This is a genomic window from Myxococcus sp. CA056, from assembly GCF_013336715.1.
Lineage (GTDB): Bacteria > Myxococcota > Myxococcia > Myxococcales > Myxococcaceae > Myxococcus > Myxococcus llanfairpwllgwyngyllgogerychwyrndrobwllllantysiliogogogochensis.
This window is the reverse complement of sequence record NZ_JABUMT010000005.1, coordinates 451,113-467,865: the sequence shown is the minus strand read 5'-3', so window position 1 is coordinate 467,865 and position 16,753 is coordinate 451,113. Positions and strand designations below refer to the sequence as shown.

At 68.9% G+C, this 16,753-nt stretch carries 12 protein-coding genes; 5 read left to right on the top strand and 7 right to left on the bottom strand.

Features of this window, described 5'->3' with window-relative positions:
• Positions 1–30: 30 nt before the first annotated feature.
• On the top strand, positions 31–1,101 hold the full coding sequence (locus HUA76_RS24045) for an ornithine cyclodeaminase family protein (RefSeq protein WP_371745617.1): 1,071 nt from the start codon (positions 31–33) through the stop codon (positions 1,099–1,101).
• 3 nt (positions 1,102–1,104) lie between these two features.
• On the opposite strand, the gene HUA76_RS24040 is transcribed toward HUA76_RS24045, so the two are convergent.
• The 5 genes from HUA76_RS24040 to HUA76_RS46105 are packed head-to-tail and all read right to left on the bottom strand — an operon-like array spanning position 1,105 to position 9,647.
• Positions 1,105–2,103, bottom strand: a complete 999-nt coding sequence (locus HUA76_RS24040) for an NAD(P)H-quinone oxidoreductase (protein ID WP_174455429.1) — start codon at positions 2,101–2,103, stop codon at positions 1,105–1,107.
• Positions 2,090–2,617, bottom strand: coding sequence for a MaoC/PaaZ C-terminal domain-containing protein (locus tag HUA76_RS24035; RefSeq protein WP_141642298.1), 528 nt, complete (start codon positions 2,615–2,617; stop codon positions 2,090–2,092). Before HUA76_RS24035 ends, HUA76_RS24040 begins: the two co-directional genes overlap by 14 nt.
• The gene (locus HUA76_RS24030) at positions 2,614–3,504 is read right to left on the bottom strand and encodes an aldolase/citrate lyase family protein (protein ID WP_174455428.1); all 891 of its coding nucleotides are present in this window, start codon (positions 3,502–3,504) and stop codon (positions 2,614–2,616) included. Before HUA76_RS24030 ends, HUA76_RS24035 begins: the two co-directional genes overlap by 4 nt.
• Positions 3,505–3,524: 20 nt before the next feature.
• The gene (locus HUA76_RS24025) at positions 3,525–4,739 is read right to left on the bottom strand and encodes an aminotransferase class I/II-fold pyridoxal phosphate-dependent enzyme (protein WP_174455427.1); all 1,215 of its coding nucleotides are present in this window, start codon (positions 4,737–4,739) and stop codon (positions 3,525–3,527) included.
• Positions 4,740–4,745: 6 nt separating this feature from the next.
• On the bottom strand, positions 4,746–9,647 hold the full coding sequence (locus tag HUA76_RS46105) for a non-ribosomal peptide synthetase (RefSeq protein WP_174462178.1): 4,902 nt from the start codon (positions 9,645–9,647) through the stop codon (positions 4,746–4,748).
• Between the two features lie 231 nt (positions 9,648–9,878).
• Here HUA76_RS46105 and HUA76_RS24015 point away from each other — a divergent pair, with 231 nt between their 5' ends.
• Positions 9,879–11,075, top strand: a complete 1,197-nt coding sequence (locus HUA76_RS24015) for an OmpP1/FadL family transporter (RefSeq protein WP_174462177.1) — start codon at positions 9,879–9,881, stop codon at positions 11,073–11,075.
• Here HUA76_RS24015 and HUA76_RS24010 read toward each other — a convergent pair whose 3' ends face one another.
• Positions 11,076–11,882, bottom strand: a complete 807-nt coding sequence (locus tag HUA76_RS24010; RefSeq protein ID WP_371745681.1) for a cyclic nucleotide-binding domain-containing protein — start codon at positions 11,880–11,882, stop codon at positions 11,076–11,078.
• Between the two features lie 159 nt (positions 11,883–12,041).
• Positions 12,042–12,722: a Crp/Fnr family transcriptional regulator gene (locus tag HUA76_RS24005; protein ID WP_174462175.1), complete on the bottom strand. Its 681-nt coding sequence runs from the start codon at positions 12,720–12,722 to the stop codon at positions 12,042–12,044.
• A gap of 241 nt (positions 12,723–12,963) precedes the next feature.
• Here HUA76_RS24005 and HUA76_RS24000 point away from each other — a divergent pair, with 241 nt between their 5' ends.
• From HUA76_RS24000 to HUA76_RS23990, 3 genes are all read left to right on the top strand, one after another.
• Positions 12,964–13,737 (top strand): 2,3-dihydro-2,3-dihydroxybenzoate dehydrogenase, encoded by a 774-nt coding sequence (locus HUA76_RS24000; RefSeq protein WP_141646962.1) that lies wholly within the window; start codon positions 12,964–12,966, stop codon positions 13,735–13,737.
• A gap of 135 nt (positions 13,738–13,872) precedes the next feature.
• Positions 13,873–15,105 carry an isochorismate synthase DhbC gene (gene dhbC, locus HUA76_RS23995; protein WP_141646963.1) on the top strand — a complete coding sequence of 411 codons (1,233 nt, stop codon included), beginning with the start codon at positions 13,873–13,875 and terminating at the stop codon, positions 15,103–15,105.
• Entirely contained in the window at positions 15,102–16,733 is a 1,632-nt protein-coding gene (locus HUA76_RS23990; protein WP_174455423.1) for a (2,3-dihydroxybenzoyl)adenylate synthase, read from the top strand. Before dhbC ends, HUA76_RS23990 begins: the two co-directional genes overlap by 4 nt.
• The last annotated feature ends 20 nt before the right edge of the window (positions 16,734–16,753 follow it).

Here is a 16,753-nt window from a genome sequence, read left to right as displayed (position 1 = left end):
GTGAAGAGCGACGCGACACGGACACTGTTGGTGACTCGGTCCGACCTGCGCTGCATCGTGGAGGAGCTGGGCGCGGACGCGCTGATGGACGAGCTCATCCGTGCACTGACCGAAGCGCTGCGCACGTTTGACGGCGAGCTCACGGAAGTGCGCAAGCGTGACGGTTTCCTGTTGGATCACCCGCGTCAGCCAGGCTGCCTGGAGTGGATGCCGGTGATGCAGCGGGGCAGCGCGGTGACGGTGAAGATGGTGAGCTACAGCCCGTTCAACCCCGAGGCTCACGGGCTGCCGACCATCATCGCGACCAACAGCCTCTACGACGTGCACACCGGCCATCTGATTGCATTGATGGACGGCGTCTTCGCCACGGCGCTGCGCACGGGCGCGGCCTCCGCGGTGGCCACGCGCGCGCTGGCCTCGCCGGACAGCCGCGTCATCGGCCTGGTTGGCTGCGGGGCCCAGGCTGTCACGCAGCTGCACGCCATCCGGCGCGTGTTCCCCATCAACGAGGTGCTGGCCTTCGACACGAATCCGGAGGCGCAGCAGTCACTCGCGCGCCGCACGGCGTTCCTGGGGCTGGACGTGAAGGTCGTGACGCTGGCGGAGCTGGAGGAGCGCTCGGACATCATCTGCACCGCGACCTCCGTCGCCGTGGGAGGCGGGCCGGTCATCTCCGGCAAGGCGCTCAAGCCGCACGTCCACATCAACGCCGTGGGCTCGGACCTGCCCGGCAAGACGGAGCTGCCGAAGGAGCTGCTCGAGCGCAGCCTGGTGTGCCCGGACTTCCTCGTGCAGTGCCTGGTGGAGGGCGAGTGCCAGCAGATTCGCCCCGAGCAGGTGGGCCCGGACCTCACCACCCTGGTGAAGAACCCGGACGTGTACGAGTCGTGGCGGCAGCGCTCCACCGTGTTCGACTCCACGGGCTACGCGCTGGAGGACCAGGTCGTCACCGCGCTGATGCTGCGGCACGCGGAGCGGCTGGGGCTGGGCACGTCCGTGGGCCTGGAGACGGTCGGCGGCGACGCGTTGGACCCCTACGCCCTGCTGCGCGAGCCGGACGCCGCGCCGGTGCGCGACCTCCGCCGCGCCACGGGGAGCTGAGCTTCAGACCTCCAGGACGATCTTCCCGAAGCTCGCGTTGGACTCCATGTGGCGGTGAGCCTCCGCCACGCGCGCCAGCGGGAAGGTGGAGTCGATGATGGGGCGGACCCTGCCGGCGACCAACTCCGGCAGCCACCGCGCCTGGAAGCGCCGCGTGACGGCCGCCTTGGCCTCGAGCGGCAACGGGCGCAGGGCCATGCCCTTGATTTGAAGCCGGCGCAGCACCACCTGCTTCAGGTCCACGTCTCCGCGCATCCCATCCATCAGCCCCACCAGCAGCAGGCATCCGCCCAGGCGCAGCGAAGCGAGGTTGCGCTCCAGCGCCGCGCCGCCAACGAAGTCCTCCACCAGGTCCACGCCGCGCCCGTCCGTCCACCGCGCGAGCACCGGCGCGAAGTCCTCCTGGGTGCGCACCACGCCCGCGTCGGCGCCGAGTTCGAGACACCGGCGCTTCTTCTCCTCGCTGCCCACGGTGACGAATACGCGTGCGCCCACCGCGCGCGCCACCTGGATGCAAGCGGTGCCAATCCCGCTGCCCCCCGCGTGGACGAGCACGGACTGGCCCGGGCCCAGACCGCCCAGCTCCAGCAGGGACTCATGCGCGGTGCAGTACGCCTCTGGCGTGGCCGCGGCTTCGACGAAGGACCAGCCCTCCGGCATGAGGACCGCCATGCCCTCTTCCATCAGGCACGCCTCCGCATAGCCGCCGCCGTCCACCAGCCCGAAGACCCGCTGGCCGGGCGCGAAGGAACGAACGGCCACTCCCACGGCCTCCACGACACCGGAGACCTCCACCCCGAGCAACGGACTGGTGACATCCGGAGGCAGCGCGTAGCCCCCGGCGCGCTGCGTGGTGTCCGTCCGGTTGAGGGCGGAGGCGCGCACCCTGACGAGGAGCTGGTGAGGGCCCGGAACCGGGCGAGGAAGTTCCGCCAGATGAAGCTGCTCCGGACCGCCTGGACGCCGCACCACCACCGCCGTCATCACTTCAGTAGTTCGCATCCACGTCCACGCCATGGCGCCGCAAGGGCACGAGGAAGGAGCGCTCGAAGGTCATCACGACGGTGCCGTCCGCCTTGAGGCCCTTCGTCTCCACGGTGACGACTCCCTGTTTCGCGCGAGAGCGGGACCTTCGCTTCGCCAGCACCCGGCTCTCCGCGTAGAGGGTGTCCCCCACGAAGACGGGGGCCGTCAACCGGATGCGATCCCACCCGAGGTTCGCCACGCCCTTGGCACTGGTGCTGTTGAGACTCATCCCCCCGACGATGGCCAGGGTGACGAGGCTGGAGATGAGCGGCTGCTTCCACTCCGTCTTGCTGGCGTAGACGGCGTCGATGTGGAGCGGGTGCGTGTTCAGGCTCAGCAGGGACTGCCACATGTTGTCCACGTCGGTGATGGTTCTACCCGGACGGTGCTCGAAGACATCCCCCACCTCGAAGTCCTCGTAGAAGAGGCCGTGGGTCTCCCGGTAGCGCTGCTTGCCCACCTTCTTGTGGGCAGCCACCAATTTCTTCATGAGTCTCCACTCCTGGAACCCGCCCGGAGTTGGACGGGTGCCAGAGCCTCCTCGAGCTGGACGCTGGCCAGCACGCGCCGAGCCACCGTCACCAGCGGAGGACCAATCATGCTCCCTCCGACGACGTGGATGCCGCCTTTTCCATCCCCCGCCTGCGCCAGCACGCGACGCGCGTGGGCCACCATCTGCGCGGTGGGCCGCAGCGCCGCGTGGACGACGCCCACCTGGTCCGGGTGGATGACGATCTTCCCGGTGAAGCCCAGCGCGCAGACCCGGCGCGTCTCGTCCTCCAGCTCCGCCAGGTCCTCCAGGTCGAAGAACGGCGAGTCGATGGCATTCACCCCGGCGATGGCCGCCGCCATGGCGATGCGTGAGCGCGCGTAGAGCAGCGGCTCCCAGGCCAGGGGCACCCCCAGCTGCGCGGACAGGTCCGCGGCGCCGAAGATGAGGCCCCGCAACCGGGGGGTGGCCATGGCGATGGCGTCCACCGCTTCCACGCCGCGCGCCGTTTCGATGATGGCCAGCAGCGCCAGCTCCGGGAAGCGATCCCCCAGCAGCGCCTCCACCTGGTGGAGCTCCGACGGGGACTCCACCTTCGGCAGCAGCAAGGCGTCCAGCCGGGCGTTGGAGTCCAGGAGGGCGAGCACGTCGCGAAGACCCGCCTCGGTGCGAAGGCTGTTGATGCGCAGGCACAGGGGGCCGCGGGGCCTCGACGAGGACAGATAGGAGATGGCCAGTCGACGCGCCTCGGACTTGAGGGTCTCCGGGACACCGTCCTCCAGGTCCAGCAATCCCAGGTCCGCCCCCACCTCCACCGCTTTGTCGAAGCGCATGGGGTCGATGGCGGGCGTCACCAGGAAGGACCTGCACTGCAATGGCATGGTCATGATGCGCTTGGCTCCATCGCTCAGGACTCAGGCGAGGACAGCTCCACCACGGCATCGCAGAGCCGCTGGAGGTCCTCGGGGGAGATGTTGGAGCGCAGCATGATGCGCAGCCCCGCCCGTCCCTTCGGGACGATGGGGAAGAACACCGCGGACGCGTAGAACCCCCGCTCCATCAACTTCCGCGAGCGCTCCACCGCGGCCGTCTCGGGTCCCACGTCGATGATCTTGATGGGGAAGTCCTCGCCGGCGGTTCGCGTGGGAACGCGCTCGTCGAAGTAGCGCACGTTGGCGCGCAGGGTCTGCTGACGCGCGGCCAGCTCCGGCCCGCCATGGATGCGCGCGGAGGCCAGGCTCGCGCCGATGGCTGGAATCGCCAGGCTCTGCGACCAGCCGAGCGGTCCCGCGAAGCGGCCCACGAGGTCCGCGTGCTGCCCCGGGCCGAGCATGATGGCGCCACCCGCGGTGCCAAAGCCCTTGCCCAGCGAGCCGATGATGATGGTGCGCGGGTTGACCTCCCCGCCCATCATCGCGCGCACGTAGCCCTCTCCCGCGCCGCCGTAGATGGAAAGCGAGTGGGAGTCATCGAAGTAGAGGAACAGCCCGTACTTGTCCTGGAGGGCGAACAGGTCCTTCACGATGGCCACGCCGCCCATCGAGTAGAACCCGTCCGCGACGTAGGCGACGCGCGCGTGCTTGCGGCAGAGGTCCTCGAGGAAGTCCAGGTCGTTGTGTGGCGCGGTGATGACGTGCGTCTCATCGGCGCAGATGGGCTTGATGAGGTTCATCGAGAAGTGCGCGGACTTGTCGAAGACGAGGATGGGCTTCTGGCCATCCGGCAGCAGGTGCCCGGAGGCGATGAGGGGCAACAGGCCCGCGCTCGCGGAGCTGGCGGAGTTGGTGACGACCGTCTTGGCGCGCCAGAGCGCGGTCAGCTCCTCCTCCAGCGCATCCAGGTCCGCCAGCCGCACGCGCAGGCGGGAGATGGACATGGTCATCGTCCGCTCTCGCTGGAGGACCTCGATGGCGCCCTGGAGCACGTCCGGGTGCGAGTCGAGTCCCAGGTAGGAGCACGAGCAGGTGTTGAAGAACTCACGTCCATCCGGCAGCGACAGCGAGCCGTGCCCGGTGTTGTGCACGGACAAGTCCAACAACCCCGCCTCCTTGGCGGCGGTGAAGGAGGGATTGCCGTGGCCAATCATCGACTCCGTGTTGCGATAGCGATTCTTGAGTTCCATGACGGCTCACTCCTGCACTTCGAATCCGGGGACGACCGCATCGATTCCTACCGCCAGGTCCGGCGACGCCAGCACGCGCTCGAGGAGCACGACGAAGGCGTCGCGGAGACGTCGCGGAGTGTCCGGCTCGAAGAGGTCGGTGTTGAACTCCAGCAGGCCGGAGAAGCCATCCCCCCGCTCCTGCAAGGACAAGGTCAGCTCATAGATGGACGCGCCCCGGTCCGCGGGCATGGGGACCAGGGTCAGCTCCGGGAGCACCAGCGCTTCCATGGGCGTGTTCTGGAGGACGAACATCACCTGGAAGAGCGGCGCTCGATCCGGCTGTCGCTGGGGGACGAGGGCATCCACCACCTGGTCGACCGGCACCTCCTGGTGCGCGTAGGCGCCCAACGTGACATCGCGAACCCGTGACAGGAGCTGTCGGAAGCTCGGGTTGCCCCGCAGGTCCACGTGCAGCGCCACGGTGTTGACGAAGAGGCCGATGAGCGACTCCAGCTCCGGGAGCGCCCGGTTGGCGATGGGCGAGCCGATGACGATTTCTTCCTGGCGCGCCCGGTGGCAGAGCAAGGTGCCGAAGAGCGACAGCAGCGCCATGAACGGCGTCACCCGCTCCTTCTGGCAGAGCAGGTTGAGGGCATCACTGCGCGCGCGCCCGAGCGCGACGGAGATCGACGTGCCGTTGAACGTGCGCGTGGTCGGACGGGGCTTGTCGACGGGGAGGTTCAGCAGTTTCGGGGCTTTCGCCAGCGCCCCACGCCAGTAGCCCAGCCGAGCCTCCAGCTCCGCGCCGGAGAGCCAGCGACGCTGCCAGGCCGCGTAGTCCGGGTACTGGATGTGGAGCGGCGGAAGCGAGGGCGTCTCCCCGCGCGCGAAGGCCGAGTACAGGTGCACCACCTCGCGGGTGATGATGCTCTCCGACCAGCCATCCGAGAGGATGTGGTGCTTGCTGAAGATGAACAGGTGTTCGTCGTCCGCGAGGCGTATCAGCGAGCCGCGCACGAGCGGCCCCCGGGTGAGGTCGAAGGGCCGGCGAGCATCCTCCGCGATGCGCCTGAGCAGCTCCGTCTCCGCGTCCTCCCGGCCCCGGAAGTCCTCCATCGGGAGGTCGATTCGCATCGACGCGGCGACCTTCTGCACGGGCCTGCCGTCCTCCTCGGTGAAGGTGGTGCGCAGCGACGCGTGGCGATCCACCAGCCCCTGGACCGCGGCCCGGAGCGCCTCCACCTGCAGCGCGCCCTTGAACCGGTAGGCCGCAGGCTGGTTGTAGGCCGTGGACGTGGGGTTCGCCTTGAACAACCGCCACAGTCGCTCCTGCGAATAGGACAGCGGCGGGAGTGAACCGCGAGAGGCACGAACCAGCGGAGGCAGCACACTCAAGGGCTCGCGCGGCGTGGACTCGATGCGCCGGGCCAGCGCCGCGACGGAGGGCGCCTCGAACAACGTCTTGAGGTGGACCTCCGCCTTGAGTTGATTCCGGAGGCGGAACACCAACTGGGTCGCCAGCAGGGAGTGGCCGCCCATGCTGAAGAAGCTGTCGGTGACGCTGACGCGCGGCAGCTTCAGCACCGCCGCGAAGGCCTCCGCCAACTGCACCTCCAGCGCGTCCCTCGGTGCCACGAAGGGCGCCGCGCCCCGCAGGCTCTCCACGTCTGGCGCCGGCAGCTTGCTTCTCGCCAGCTTCCCGCTCGGCGTCAGCGGCAGCGCCTCCAGCTTCATCAGCGCAGGCGGCACCATGTGCTCCGGAAGCTTCCGCGCCAGCGCCTCGCGCAGCACCTCCGGCTCCCACTCCACGCCCTCCCCCAGCACCACGTACCCCACCAACCTCTTGTCCCCCGGTGCGTCCTCGTGCACCCCCGCCGCCGCGTCCCTCACCCCCGCCAATTCCCTCAGCGCCGCCTCCACCTCCCCCAACTCCACCCGGAAGCCCCTCACCTTCACCTGCTCGTCCAACCGGCCCAGGAACTCCACCACCCCGTCCCCTCTCCACCTCGCCCTGTCCCCCGTCCGGTACAGCCTCGCCCCCGCCTCCCTCGCGTACCCGTCCGGCACGAAGCGCTTCGCCGTCAGCTCCGCCCTCTCGTGGTACCCCTGCGCCAGCTGCGCCCCGCCGATGTACAACTCTCCGGCCACTCCAATCGGACACAGCCTCCCCTGCCCGTCCAACACCAGCAGCTTCGTGTCCGGCAGCGGCACTCCAATCGGCGGCAGTCTCGGCCAGCTCCCCGGCGGCCCCTTCAACCGGTGCGCACTCACCACGTGCGTCTCCGACGGGCCGTACTGATTCTCCAGCACGCACCCCGGCAACTTCTCGAAGAAGGCCACCACCGCCGGCGTCACCTGCAACTGCTCTCCCGCCGTCACCACTTCCCTCAATGACGTGGGCACACTCGCCCCGTGCGCCACCGCGTCCGCCAGCGCCTGCAGCGCGACGAAGGGCAGAAACAACCGCTCCACCTGGTGACTCACCATGAAGTCCAGCAGCGCCGGCACGTCCTGCCTCAGCGCCGCCGGCGGCACCACCAGCGCTCCTCCCGCGCTCCACGTCGAGAAGATTTCCTGGAAGGACACGTCGAAGCTCAGCGACGCGAACTGCAACGTCGTCGCCTCCGCCTTCACCGAGTGCGCTCGCTGCCACAGCAAGAGGTTGCACAGCGCCGCGTGCGACAGCGCCACCCCCTTCGGCTTCCCCGTGCTCCCCGACGTGTACACCACGTAGCAGGTGCCTCCAGGTGGCACCGCCCTCGGGGGCGCCATGTCCGGCCTCCTCCCTATCTCCCCCGACTCCTCGTCCACGCACAGCGCCAACTCTCGCGCCCGCTCCGGCAGCACCGCGCGCTGACTCGCCCGCGTCAGCACCCGCACCACCTTCGCATCCTCCACCATGTACCCCAGCCGCTCCGCCGGGTACTTCGTGTCCAGCGGCACGTACGCCGCCCCCGCCTTCAATATCCCCAGCACCCCCACCAGCTGCTCCAGCGAGCGCTCCATGCACAGCCCCACCCTGTCCCCCGCACCCACTCCCGCCCCGCCCAGGTGCCACGCCAGTTGATTCGCTCGCTTCTCCAACTGCGCGTACGTCAGCTCCTCCCCTTCGAACACCACCGCCACCGCCTCCGGCGTCCTCCCCGCCTGCGCCTCCACCAACTCGTGCGCGCAGACCTCGACGCGTGATTCGACGGTCGTCGCGTTCCACGCCTCCAGCACGAGGCGTCGGTCCAGCTCCGTCACGAGGGACAGCTCGGACAGGCGCAGGTGAGGCGCCACCACCGCTCGCTCCAGCAAGCGCTCCAGATGCGCCACCAGGCGCTCCGCGGTCGCGGGCTCGTAGAGGTCGGTGCGGTACTCCAGCATCCCCGACAGCCCCGTGGGCGACTCGCTCAGTGTCAGCGTGAAGTCGAACTTCGAGGTGCCGCTGTCCACATCCAGCGGACGAAAGCGCAGCCCCGGACTCTCCAGCGCGGCCATGGGGGTATTGACCAGGACCAGCGCCACCTCGAAGAACGGCGAGCGCTTGGGCTGGCGCTCCGGCTGGAGCGCCTCCACCAGCTTCTCGAAGGGCACGTCCTGGTGCGAGTACGCCCCCAGCGTCGTCTCACGCACGCGAGACATCAGCTCGCGGAACGTCGGGTCTCCGTCCAGCTTGGTGCGCAGCACCAGCGTGTTCACGAAGAAGCCGATGAGTCCTTCCGTTTCCGGAGAGGTGCGTCCCGCGACAGGGGCACCCACGCAGATATCGTCCTGCCCCGAGTACCGCGACAGCAGCGCCTGAAGCCCCGCGAGGAGCCCCATGAACAGCGTGGCGCCCTCCTGACGACAGAAACCACGCAGCATGCGGACCAGCCCCACCGGCAGCTCCACCTTGAGCACCGCGCCCGGGTTGGAGGCCCCGGCGATGCGAGGGTGGTCCGCCGGAAGCTCCAGCGCGGGCGGGGCGCCCTCCAGTCGCTGCCTCCACCACGAGAGCTGTCGCTCCAGCGCCTCCCCTCGCAGCCGCTCGCGCTGCCGCACCGCATGGTCCGCGTACTGGAGGGGCAGCTCCGGCAGCGGCGAGGGCCGGCCCGCGCTGAAGGACTCGTAGAGCGCGACCACTTCCCGGATGAGCACGGAGATGGACCACGCATCCGAGATGATGTGGTGCATCGTGACGACGACCACATGCTCGCGCTCCGTCAGTCGCAACACCCGCGCGCGCAAAAGCGGACCCCGGACCAGGTCGAACGGCCGCCGAGCTTCCTCGCGCACGGTGCGCAAGCCGATGGCTTCACGCTCCGACTCCGGCAGGTAGCGCAGGTCCTCCACTTCCAGGGCCATGGGCGCGTTGCCCGCGTGGGCCACCACCTGGAGCGGCCGCCCATCCCTCGCGGGAAACACCGTGCGCAGCGACTGATGTCGACACACCAGCTCCGTGAACGCCCGCTCCAGCGCCGCCACGTCGAGCGTCCCCTCCAGCCGCAACGCCGCTGGCAGGTTGTAGAGCGGGCTGCCCGGTGCGTACTGGTCCAGGAACCACAGCCGCTGCTGCGCGAACGACAACTCCGCCTGACGCTCGCACGGAACCAGCGATGACGGCCGCGCCTCACGAGAGGGATGCAGTGGCTCCAGCACCTCTCCGGGCTGCAACGCCACCAGCGCATCGATACGTCCCGCCAGCGCCGATACAGTCACCAGGTCGAACATCTCCTGAAGCGACAGCTCCACCCGCAACGACGTCCGGATGCGCGAGAGCACCTGTGTCGCAAGCAGGGAGTGGCCACCGAGTTCGAAGAAACTGTCGAGCGCGCCCACCTGCGGGATGTTCAACACCTCACTCCAGATGTGCGCGACCGCGCGCTCCGTGTCGGTGCGGGGTTCCACCGCACGGGTGACGCTGCGCTCTACGAGGAGGTCCTGGGAGCGTGGCTGGGTCATGGCGAGGGGCCTGGGAGGGGAGTCCAGGTAAAACAAGTCTTACTGAGAAAACCTGTGCAAATGCACGCAGCCCCCTACCAAGGATGACGGGTTCACACTTGGGCGCGTGGTGTACGACTGACCCGGGGATGCATCGTTCAGGGCAGGGCATCCGTAAAATTGCTTCAAGCCTGGATGACCAGCGCACTGCGCCAAAGCAGACTGTCCTATAGTGCTCGTTTCAAACCGACCATGAAGACAACGCTCTCACTCATGACGCTCCTCGCCGCTGGTGTCAGCCACGCCGCGGGGTTTCAGATCGACACGCAGAGCGCTCGCGCCACGGGCCTGGGCAACGCGGCCACGGCGTGGCTGGAGGACTCGTCCGCGATCTATTCCAACGCGGCCAACATCCTGGGCGTGAAGACGTTGGACCTCACCGTGGGCGACACCGGAATCCTCCCGAGCCTGAAGTTCACGCCGACGGGGGGCACCACGCAGGGACAGAAGCTGACGCTGTCACCACCGCCGCATGTCTTCGCGGTGTTTCGGCCCTTCGAGAAGCTCGCGTTCGGCGTGGGTGCGTACACGCCCTATGGCGCGCGCAGCCACTGGGAAGAGGACTTCGTGGGGCGCTTCCGCGGGCAGGAGTCGAACCTCGCCGCGTATTACATCAACCCCACCGTCGCGTATCAGCTCCACGAGTCCGTCCGCGTGGGCGCGGGCGTGGACGTCGTGCGCTCCACGGTGGAGATCCGCCGGGCGCTGAACTTCCTGGAGAGCGAGGGCTCCATCCACCTGGGCGGCGGCGCCTGGGGAGTGGGCTTCAACGCGGGGCTCCAGGCGGAGCTGCTCCCCGGGGAGCTGACGCTGGGCGTGCACTACCGCAGCTCGGTCGCCGTCACGTTCGAGGGGAAGGCGGACTTCCAGAACATCCCCGTGGAGTTCCAGCAGCGCATGTCGGACCAGCGCGTGAGCGCGGACGTCACCTTCCCCGCCACGCTCGCCATCGGCCTGGCCTTCTATCCGATGGAGCGGCTGACCATGGCCCTGGACGCCCAGGTCACCTACTGGTCCAGCTTCGAGGAGCTGGCCATCACCTTCCCCGACACGCCGCAGCTCAACAACCCGTTGGCCAAGAGCTGGTCGACGAAGATCAAGTACCACCTGGGCGCCGAGTACGCCGTCACGCCCCAGCTCCAGGCGCGCGCGGGACTGGTGGCCGACCTGTCGCCGAGCCCCTCGGACACGCTGACGCCGGACCTTCCGGACGCGGACCGCTACAAGGTGGCCATCGGCGCGGGCTACAGCACCACGGCCGGCCTGCGCGCGGACGTGGGCTACCAGTTCGTCTTCCTCGCGGACACGGAGAGCACCGCGCCGGGCATTGACGGAACCTACTCCGGCTCCGCGCACGTGCTCGGCGTGACGCTCGGCTACGCCCTGTAATCAGCCCCCGGGATTGGCGATGACATCCATCGTCCGGTGCATGCGCGCCAGTCCCAGCCGCACGAGCGCGCGTCGCATCTCCGCCTGCCCCCAGAAGTGCTTCCGGAACACGTCCCGGTCCAACCGCAGCAGCGTGCAGGGCGTCAGGGCCTTCACCGTCGCCGTGGCCCGGTGCCCTCGCAGCAGGGAGACCTCGCCGAAGAGGTCTCCCTCCACCATGTCGGGATACGCCGTTGTGTGCCCATCCGCGTGCGTGTGGAAGACGCCGCAGCGGCCGCGCAACAGGATGTAGAGCGCCTCACCTGGCTGGCCGTAGGTGAGCAGTTGCGCACCGGCCTCCACCGCGCAGGGGACGAGCGCGCTGCCCAGCTGCGCCCACAGCTCCGGCGACAACTCGCTCAACACGGGACTGCCGCACAAGGCATCCGCGAGCAGCCTCTCGCGACACCGCATGGCGACCACCGGAGCGTCCAGTCCGTAGCGCGAGCCCGTCAGCGACAGGCCCGTGTGAGACAGCTCCCGCAGCACCGTCCGCTCCAGCGTGACGACGCTCGCGGTCCGGGGACACTTCGCCATCATCGCCAGCTCTCCGAAGAAGCCGCCGCCCGAAAGCTGCGTCACCAGGCGGGCCTCGCGCCTCCCGGCCTCCCGGTACACGCCCACCTTGCCTTCCAGGATGACGAACATCGACGAACCCGGGTCTCCCTCGCGAACCACCACGCGGCCCGCGGGCAGGAACCGCGTCCACACCGGGAGTGGAGCGGGCCCCACCGGCGACGCCTCGGGCGCGGGAATCGTGGCGCCCACGCGCGGGGACGATTCCCCAGGCTCGGAAGTCTGAGTCGAACAGGGACCTGGGGAAGCCAGACGCGCCATGCTGCCTCCACGGTGGAGCCGCATGACAAACCTAGACGCCTTTGAAATATGCCGCAGTGAACGGCTTCACATCCCGAATGCCCAGCGGTACTAAGGGGTTTCCCTACCCAGGCGCTCGGGATGGACCAGGGTGATGACTCCCCCCTCGTAGGACAGCAATCCCTCGCGCACATAGAAGCGCAGCCACTTGTTGGTGCTCTCCCGGGTCAACCCGCAGAGGTTCGCCAGGTCTGTCTGCGTGAGGTTGCAAGGGATGACCACACCTCCGGGCCCGTGAACACCCTGCTCCCTCCCCAGGTCAAGCAACACCCGAACCAGCCGCTCCCGCGCATCCAGGAAATGGGTGTCATGAACCAGCTGGGTGACATGCCTGACCATCTGGCTCAAGGTCGCCAGCAAGCCCAGCGAGACACCCGGACGGGTCTCCAGGAACCGGCGGAAGTCCTCCCTCTGGAGGGTCAGCAGCTCCGACTCCTCGCGCGCGACGGCATCCGTGGACCGGGGCTCTCCATCCAGCAACGCCAGCTCCCCGAAAAAGTCCCCCCGCCCCAGCAACGAGAGAATGACTTCCTTGCCGTCGGGCGAGCTCAGCCGGATGTCAATCTCACCGCGCCGGATGATGAACAGCGACGTCCCCACGTCTCCCTGATGGAAGACAACCTCGCCTCGCGCGAAACGTCGCGGACGCAGCAGCGCGGAAAGACTCTCCAGGGCTTCGTCCTCCAGTCCAGCGAAGAGCGAGACTTCGGACAGCAGCGCAGCGTGTGACATGGCATCCCCCATGGCTCACCCAGACGCTCTCGCGCCCACGCGAATCAGAACCCACTCACACCCCACATTGCATCACCCCCGCCCGGGTGGAAACGCGTCAACGCATTCGCCCCGGAGTCTCAGCACTCTTGACACCGCGCGGCGCACATGGCACTTAGTCGCCCAATAACGATAATGAGAACCATTCTCATTATCCCACTTTTACCTCGGACCCCTCGGGTACCGGCAGGAGAAGGCCCCGATGGGAGACACACCGCGAGTGGCACTGGTGACGGGTGCCGCGCAAGGCATTGGCGCCGAGGTCGCGCGGGTGTTGGCCGGTGAAGCGACCATCGCCGCGCTCGACACGAACGCGGAGGGCCTGCTGTCGCTGGTGGCGGAGCTGCGCGGCAAAGGCCAGCGGGCCACGGCCTGGCCCGTGAGCGTGAGTGACGCCTCCGCGGTGGAGACCGTCGTGGAGCGCATCGAGAAGGAGCTGGGGCCCATCCACACGCTCGTCAACGTCGCGGGGGTGCTGCGGATGAATCCGGTGGTGTCGCTCAGCGACGAGGACTGGGCCACGACGTTCGGGGTGAACACGAACGGGGTGTTCCATGTCTCGCGCGCGGTGGCCCGGCGCATGGTGCCTCGCCGCGCGGGGGTCATCGTCACCGTCGGCTCCAATGCCGCGGGGACACCCCGGATGCAGATGGCCGCGTATGCCGCGTCCAAGGCCGCGTCCACCATGTTCACCAAGTGCCTGGGCCTGGAGCTGGCTCAGTACGGCATCCGCTGCAACGTGGTGTCTCCGGGCTCCACCGACACGGCCATGCAGCGGGGCATGTGGAAGGACGAGCACGGCGCCGACGCCGTCATCGCCGGAGCCTCGGAGACGTTCCGCGTGGGCATTCCCCTGCGGCGCATCGCCACGCCCCGGGACATCGCGGAGGCGGTGCAGTTCCTCGCGTCGGACCGCGCGCGACACATCACCATGCACGACCTCTGTGTCGACGGCGGCGCCACGCTGGGCGTCTGAGCCCGCGCCCTCCTCCACCCGGCGCCCGGGTGGCTCGAAGTTGAGATGGATTCTTTGTTTCAGGATTGAAACGACAGGTTTGCTCCAGGGCCGCGCCCGCGACGAGGGCGTGGCCTTCGGAACAGGAGGTTGGCTGTGAAGACGACCGAACGCGCAGTGGCAACCCAGAAGCTGGCCGCGCAGTTGCTCGAGAGCTACGAAGCGGGCTCCTCATTCTTCTTCGCCTCACCCCGCCGCACGTTGCTGGCGCAGGGCACCTTCGCCACGGTGCCGCACGTGGGCGGGACGAGCTCGCTCGCGCGGCTGCCCGAGCGCGTGGCGGCGGTGCTCAGCGAGGCGCGGCAGGCGGACCACGACATCCCGGTGGCGGTGGGCGCGGTGCCCTTCGACGGGCGCGTCCCGGCGCAGCTCGTGGTGCCGATGACCATCCAGCGCGCGGGGCCTCTCGTATTCGACGACGTGGCGATGCCCCACCAGGGCGTGCCCACGCGCTACACCGTGCAGCCCGTGCCGGAGCCGGCCGCCTACCTGGACGGCGTGGCTCAGGCGCTGAAGCTGATGGAGAGCGGCCCGTTGCGCAAAGTGGTGCTGTCGCGCTCGCTGCACCTGAGCTCCACGACGCCCATCGACCTGCAGCGGCTCTTGCACAACCTGGCCCGGCGCAACCCGTCTGGTTACACCTTCGCGGCGGACCTGCCCACGCGCCCGGGGCTGATGCCCGGCGAGGGTCGGCGCACGCTGATTGGCGCGAGCCCGGAGCTGCTGGTGTCGCGCTCGGGAATGCAGGTGCTGGCCAACCCGCTGGCGGGCTCGATTCCGCGCAGCCCGGACCCGGTGGAGGACCAGGCCCGCGCGGCGGCCCTGCTCCAGTCCCCCAAGGATTTGCACGAGCACGCGGTGGTCATCGACGCGGTGGCGGAGGCCATGCGGCCGTTCTGCAAGACGCTGGATGTGCCCGCGAAGCCGTCGCTCGTCAGCACCCAGACGATGTGGCACCTGTCCAGCCGCATCGTGGGAGAGCTGGCGGACCCGTCCATTACGTCGCTGACGCTCGCCGTCGCGCTCCACCCCACCCCGGCCGTCTGTGGCTACCCGACGGAGCTGGCGCACGCGACCATCGGCCACATCGAGCCATTTGACCGCGGCTACTACACGGGCACCGTGGGTTGGTGCGATGTGAATGGTGACGGCCAGTGGGCGGTGACCATCCGCTGCGCGGAGGCGGACGAGAACTCGCTGCGGCTGTTCGCGGGCGCGGGCATCGTCGCGGGCTCCAAGCCGGAGTCGGAGCTGGCGGAGACCGAGGCGAAGTTCCGGACGATGCTGGTCGCCATGGGCCTGGGTCAGGGCGTCGAGGTGAAGCCGTGAGCCAGGGCGACTCCCGGCTGCCCGGCTGCCCCACGTGGCCCCAGGATTACGCGGAGCGCTACCGCCGCGCGGGCTACTGGAAGGGTGAGACCTTCGGACGGATGCTGCGCGAGCGCGCCGAGCGTCATGGCGAGCGCACCGCGCTGGTGTCCGGCAAGGAGCGCTGGACGTACCGCGAGCTGGACGCGCGCGTGGACCGGCTCGCCGCGGGCCTCAAGGGCCTGGGCATCCAGCCCCAGGACCGCGTGGTGGTGCAGCTGCCCAACATCGGCGCGTTCCACGAGGTGTGCTTCGCCCTCTTCCGCCTGGGGGCCCTGCCCGTCTTCGCGCTGCCCGCGCACCGCGCCTCGGAGATCGGCTACTTCTGCGAGTTCACCGAGGCGGTCGCCTACGTCATCGCCGACCGGCACGGCGGCTTCGACTACCGCAACCTCGCCACCAGCGTGCAGGCGAAGACGCCGTCGCTCCGGCACGTCATCGTCGTGGGAGACGCGGGGCCCTTCACTTCGCTGGAGAGCCTGTATGCCGACTCGCCCGTGGAGCTGACGGAGCCGCGTCCCGACGACGTCGCCTTCTTCCAGCTCTCCGGCGGCAGCACGGGCGTGCCCAAGCTGATTCCCCGCACGCACGACGACTATCTGTACAGCCTGCGGGCCAGCGCGGAGATCTGCCAGCTGGACACGTCAAGCGTGTACCTCTGCGCGCTGCCCGCCGCGCACAACTTCCCCATGAGTTCGCCGGGCGTGTTCGGCACGTTCTACGCGGGAGGCACCTCGGTGCTGGCCCTGCACCCGAGCCCCGACGTGGCCTTCCCGCTCATCGAGAAGGAGAAGGTCACCATCACCGCGCTGGTGCCTCCGCTGGCCATGGTGTGGCTGGACGCGGCCAAGGCGCGCAGGCATGACCTGTCCAGCCTGCGCGTGCTCCAGGTGGGCGGCGCGAAGTTCAGCGCCGAGGCCGCCGCGCGCGTGAAGCCCGCGCTGGGCTGCACGGTGCAGCAGGTCTTCGGCATGGCCGAGGGACTGGTCAACTACACGCGCCTGGACGACTCCGAGGAACTCATCGTCAACACGCAGGGCCGCCCCATCAGCGTGGACGACGAGATTCGCATCGTCGACGAGGACGGCCAGGACGTGGCGACGGGTGAGACGGGCCAGTTGCTCACGCGAGGGCCGTACACCATTCGCGGCTACTACAAGGCGGAGGCGCACAACGCTCGCGCCTTCACGTCCGACGGCTTCTACTGCACCGGAGACCTGGTGCGGATGACCGCGGACGGCTACCTCGTGGTGGAGGGCCGCGCGAAGGATCAGATCAACCGGGGCGGCGACAAGGTCGCGGCGGAGGAAGTGGAGAACCACCTCCTGGCCCACCCGGAGGTTCACGACGCGGCCGTCGTCTCCATGCCGGATGCCTTCCTGGGCGAGCGCACCTGCGCGTTCGTCATCCCCCGGGGCACGCCTCCCGCCGCCACGTCGCTGACCGCGTTCCTGCGGGAGCGGGGGCTGGCGGCCTTCAAGATTCCGGACCGGGTCGAGTTCGTCGAGACGTTCCCCAAGACGGGCGTCGGCAAGGTCAGCAAGAAGGCGCTCCGCGAGACGCTGAGCCGCCCCACCGCTCCCCGCTGACACACCCTCCCCTCTCCTTC

Excerpts from the sequence above, each read along its gene's own strand:
- HUA76_RS46105 (WP_174462178.1), bottom strand. The coding sequence starts at position 9,647 with ATGACCCAGCCACGCTCCCAGGACCTCCTCGTAGAGCGCAGCGTCACC.
- HUA76_RS24030 (WP_174455428.1), bottom strand. The coding sequence starts at position 3,504 with ATGACCATGCCATTGCAGTGCAGGTCCTTCCTGGTGACGCCCGCCATC.
- HUA76_RS24040 (WP_174455429.1), bottom strand. The coding sequence starts at position 2,103 with ATGCGAACTACTGAAGTGATGACGGCGGTGGTGGTGCGGCGTCCAGGC.
- HUA76_RS24035 (WP_141642298.1), bottom strand. The coding sequence starts at position 2,617 with ATGAAGAAATTGGTGGCTGCCCACAAGAAGGTGGGCAAGCAGCGCTAC.
- HUA76_RS24000 (WP_141646962.1), top strand. The coding sequence starts at position 12,964 with ATGGGAGACACACCGCGAGTGGCACTGGTGACGGGTGCCGCGCAAGGC.
- HUA76_RS24015 (WP_174462177.1), top strand. The coding sequence starts at position 9,879 with ATGAAGACAACGCTCTCACTCATGACGCTCCTCGCCGCTGGTGTCAGC.
- HUA76_RS24005 (WP_174462175.1), bottom strand. The coding sequence starts at position 12,722 with ATGTCACACGCTGCGCTGCTGTCCGAAGTCTCGCTCTTCGCTGGACTG.
- HUA76_RS24025 (WP_174455427.1), bottom strand. The coding sequence starts at position 4,739 with ATGGAACTCAAGAATCGCTATCGCAACACGGAGTCGATGATTGGCCAC.